This window comes from Streptomyces murinus, assembly GCF_002154555.1.
Classification (GTDB): Bacteria; Actinomycetota; Actinomycetes; order Streptomycetales; family Streptomycetaceae; genus Streptomyces; species Streptomyces murinus.
The window spans coordinates 1-3432 of record NZ_MUNF01000739.1 but is presented as its reverse complement, the minus strand read 5'-3'; the positions used below and the strand labels follow the sequence as shown (position 1 = coordinate 3432).

The 3432-nt window shown below is 73.8% G+C and carries 3 protein-coding genes; 1 reads left to right on the top strand and 2 read right to left on the bottom strand.

Translation table 11 applies throughout. The features are described from left to right. Positions 1–201 precede the first annotated feature (201 nt). Positions 202–1560, bottom strand: a complete 1359-nt coding sequence (locus tag CCN72_RS34200; protein ID WP_086812210.1) for an MFS transporter — start codon at positions 1558–1560, stop codon at positions 202–204. A 55-nt stretch (positions 1561–1615) separates the two neighbouring features. After that, on the bottom strand, positions 1616–2821 hold the full coding sequence (locus tag CCN72_RS34195; protein ID WP_107430237.1) for a cytochrome P450: 1206 nt from the start codon (positions 2819–2821) through the stop codon (positions 1616–1618). Positions 2822–3046: 225 nt separating this feature from the next. Here CCN72_RS34195 and CCN72_RS34190 point away from each other — a divergent pair. Next, positions 3047–3432, top strand: a 386-nt coding sequence (locus CCN72_RS34190) for an LLM class flavin-dependent oxidoreductase (RefSeq protein WP_208638176.1), incomplete at its 3' end; no start/stop codon positions are given.

The window sequence follows — 3432 nt, the reverse complement described above, 5'->3', positions numbered from 1 at the left end:
CGAAGCCGCGCGGCTTCGTTCGAGGGATCGCTCGTAGCTGGTGCGTTCCGTCATCTGGGTTCCTTCCCCCGGCAGTTCGTCCCGGGTCATGACAGCACGGACGGGGAAGGCGCGGACGAGATGATCGCCGGCACCGAATGATTTCGGCCGAACGGGCGGGTGTTCGTACGCTGGAAAACGGTGGAACGAGCATCGGCGCGGCTAGACAAGGACGCTCTCGGTACGGGTGTGGGTGCGCACCAGCGCCAGGGACGCGAGCACCGCGAGGCACAGTAACGGCAGGCTGTACGCGTACACCGTGCCCGCGAGCCGTCCGGCCGGGAAGAAGACCAGGCCCGCGCAGCTCAGGCCCAGCGACCCGGACAGCTGCTGGATCGCGGGCAGCGCACCGGAGGCCGCGCCCCGCAGGTCCGGCCGGATTCCGTCGAGTGTGTCGGCGAACACCCGGGCTACGAAGGCGCCGTAGCCGATCCCCGCCGCGAAGAGCGCGGGGCTCAGCGCGACCGGCGGGACCCGGGGGAGCAGTACGGCGACCACCAGCAGGCTCGCCGCGACCAGGGCGGCGGCGTACACACTGTGCCGGGGGGAGCGGGCCCGGCGCCCCGCGAGGGTGGAACCGGCGATCGCGCCCACCGCCCAGGGGATCTGGAGCAGCCCGGCGCGCAGCGGGCTGAGCCCCCGGACCGTCTGGAGCCACTGGCTGAACAGGAAGAAGAACGGGGTGACCGCGAGGAAGAACGCCGCCGCCGTCGCGCTCCCCGCACGAAAGCGCGGCCCGCGCCACAGCCCCAGCGGCAGGGTCACAGGGCGCCCGTTGCGCCCCTGGAGCACAAGGGCGCACACCACCACCGCCGCGCCGATCGCCCCGCACAGCCAGGGCAGGACGCCCCCGACGGTGCGGGCCAGCGAGATCGCCAGCACGAGGCCCAGCACCCCGGCGGCCAGCCCCGCCGCGGTCGACCAGCCCACCCGCTGCTCCGGATCGCGTGCGAGCACCGGCACACAGCGGGGGAGGGCCCCCAGCACGACGGCCCCGACCGGGACGTTGACCGCGAAGATCGCCCGCCAGCCGATGCCGGCCACGTCCGACTCGCTGAGCAGCGCGCCCAGCACCGGGCCGAGCACCGAGGCCAGGCCCATCGTCGCGCCGTACCAGCCGAGGGCGCGGCGGTGGGCCGGACCCTGCCACAGGGCGGAGATCGCGAACAGGGCCTGCGGGACCATCACCCCGGCGCCGATGCCCTGCACCAGCCGCATGCCGATGAGCACGTCGACCGTCGGCGCAAGGCCGCAGCCCGCCGAGGCCAGCGTGAACAGCGCGACACCGACGGCGAACACCCGCCGGGGACCGTGCCGGTGGCCGAACCGCCCGGCCGGCAGCAGCGTCGCGGCGAGAGCGGCGGTGTAGACGGCCGAGACGAGGACCAGCCGGCCGCTGCCCGCGTCCAGGTCGGCGCCGATGGCGGGCGCGGCGACATTGACGATCGTCGTGTCCAGCAACTGGATGAACGTGGAGGCGAGCAGGACCGTGAGAGCCAGGGGGCGGGAGGTGGTGGGCACGTTCCTACCTGATCATCCGGGCGACGGTGACGTCCCGTGAATCGGCGCGGGGCTTTTAGAAAGTGACCGGAAGCCCCTCGGTGCGCAGCGTGATGTGGCCACCGATCCACCGGACCTCCTCCGGGTCCACCGCGAGCCGCAGACCGGGCAGCCTGCGCGCCAACGTGCCGAAGGCGACCTGGAGTTCCATCCGCGCCACACCCGCGCCGGGGCAGTGGTGGGGGCCGTAGCCGAACACCAGATGGCGGTTGTCCGCGCGGGTGATGTCGAACCGCTCCGGCTGCGCGAACTGCCGCTCGTCACGCGAGGAGGCGTGCATCAGCGGGATGACCCCCTCGCCCTTGCCGATCGAGGTGCCCGCCAGCTCCACGTCCTCCAACGCCACGCGCAGCAGGCCGACATCGGACGGCGGGGCGTACCGGAAGACCTCCTCCACGGCGGGCTCGGTCAGCTCGTCCGGGCGGGCGGTGAGCAGCTCCCACTGGTCCCGGTGCCGCAGCAGCTGGAAGATGCCCCGGCCGATGGTGTTCACCGTGGTGTCATGACCGGCCAGCAGCAACTCCGCGCCCAGCCAGGTCAGTTCGGCCTCGGACAGCCGGTCGTCGGCGTCCCGGGCCTGGACCAGGGCGCTGAGCAGATCGTCCCGGGGCTCGGTCCGGCGCGCGGCCACCAGCTCCCGGACGTACGCGGTCATCGCCTCCCGCGTGGCCAGCCGCTGCTCATTGGCTCCGACGCTCATCAGCGTCTCGGTCCAGGTCTTGATCCGGTCGCGGTCCGCCAGCGGCGCCCCGACGATCTCGCAGACCACCCAGATCGGCAGCACGGTGCAGAACTCGTGGTAGATGTCGACCGGTTGGGGCAGCGCCGCCACCCGGTCGATCAGCTCGTCCGTGATCTCCTGCACCCGGGCCCGCAGTTCCTCGGCCCGGCGCGGAGCGAACGCGCCCGCGATCAGCCGGCGCAGCCGGGCGTGGTCGGCGCCGTCCAGGTTGAAGATGCTGTACGGGTTGTCGCCGAAGTCCGGGCCCTGCACCATCCGGGGCGCGCCCGGTGCGCGCAGCGCGGCCCGGGACAGCCGGCGGTCCGTCAGCGCCGTGACCACCTCGTCGTAGCCGCTCACCACCCACGCCTCGTCGCCGCTGGGCAGTGTCACCCGGCTGACCGGGCACGCGGACCGCAGCCCGGACAGCTCGGTGGGCGGCTCGCCCAGCGGGCCGGGCGGGAACGGGAAGGCGGTCGGGTCCTGCGCACTGCTGCTCATGGAGACTCCCCCTCTGCCGGGCGTCCCTGCGGGCACCCCGTCGGTTGCCCCCAGTCTGCGGGCGCCAGGCCGGGCCGGTCTTCGGGTCTGGGACGGGGATGGCCCGCCGTCGGACCGTACCGGCGGACGGGCCGCTTCCCCGCCCCGCGGCCAGGTCACCGGGCGGGATGCGCTCACTAGGCTCACCGTGACCATCCGTCCCCGGCGATCCAGAGGCCCGTCATCGTGCGTTACGGGGTCAACCTTCCGCTGCCCGGCGTCCCCCTGTCCGACCACGCGCCCGTGCTGCGCGAACTGCCCGGCCTGGGCTACACCGACCTGTGGACGGGCGAGGCGGCGGGACACGACGGATTCACCCCGCTGGCCCTCGCCGCCGCCTGGGCGCCCGGAATGCGCCTGGGCACGGCGGTGGTGCCCGCGTTCACCAGAGGACCCGCGCTGCTCGCGATGACCGCGGCCACCCTGGCGGAGGCCGCGCGCGGGGACGTGGTCGTCGGCATCGGCTCCTCGGGGCCGCCGTTCGTCGACCGGATCAACGGCATCTCCTCCGCCGAGCCGTACCGGCGGGTGCGGGACACGGCACGCTTTCTGCGCGCGGCCTTCGACGGGCG

What these genes read in the sequence shown, in the direction of transcription:
- CCN72_RS34195 (WP_107430237.1), bottom strand. Translation starts at nt 2,821, where the DNA reads ATGAGCAGCAGTGCGCAGGACCCGACCGCCTTCCCGTTCCCGCCCGGC.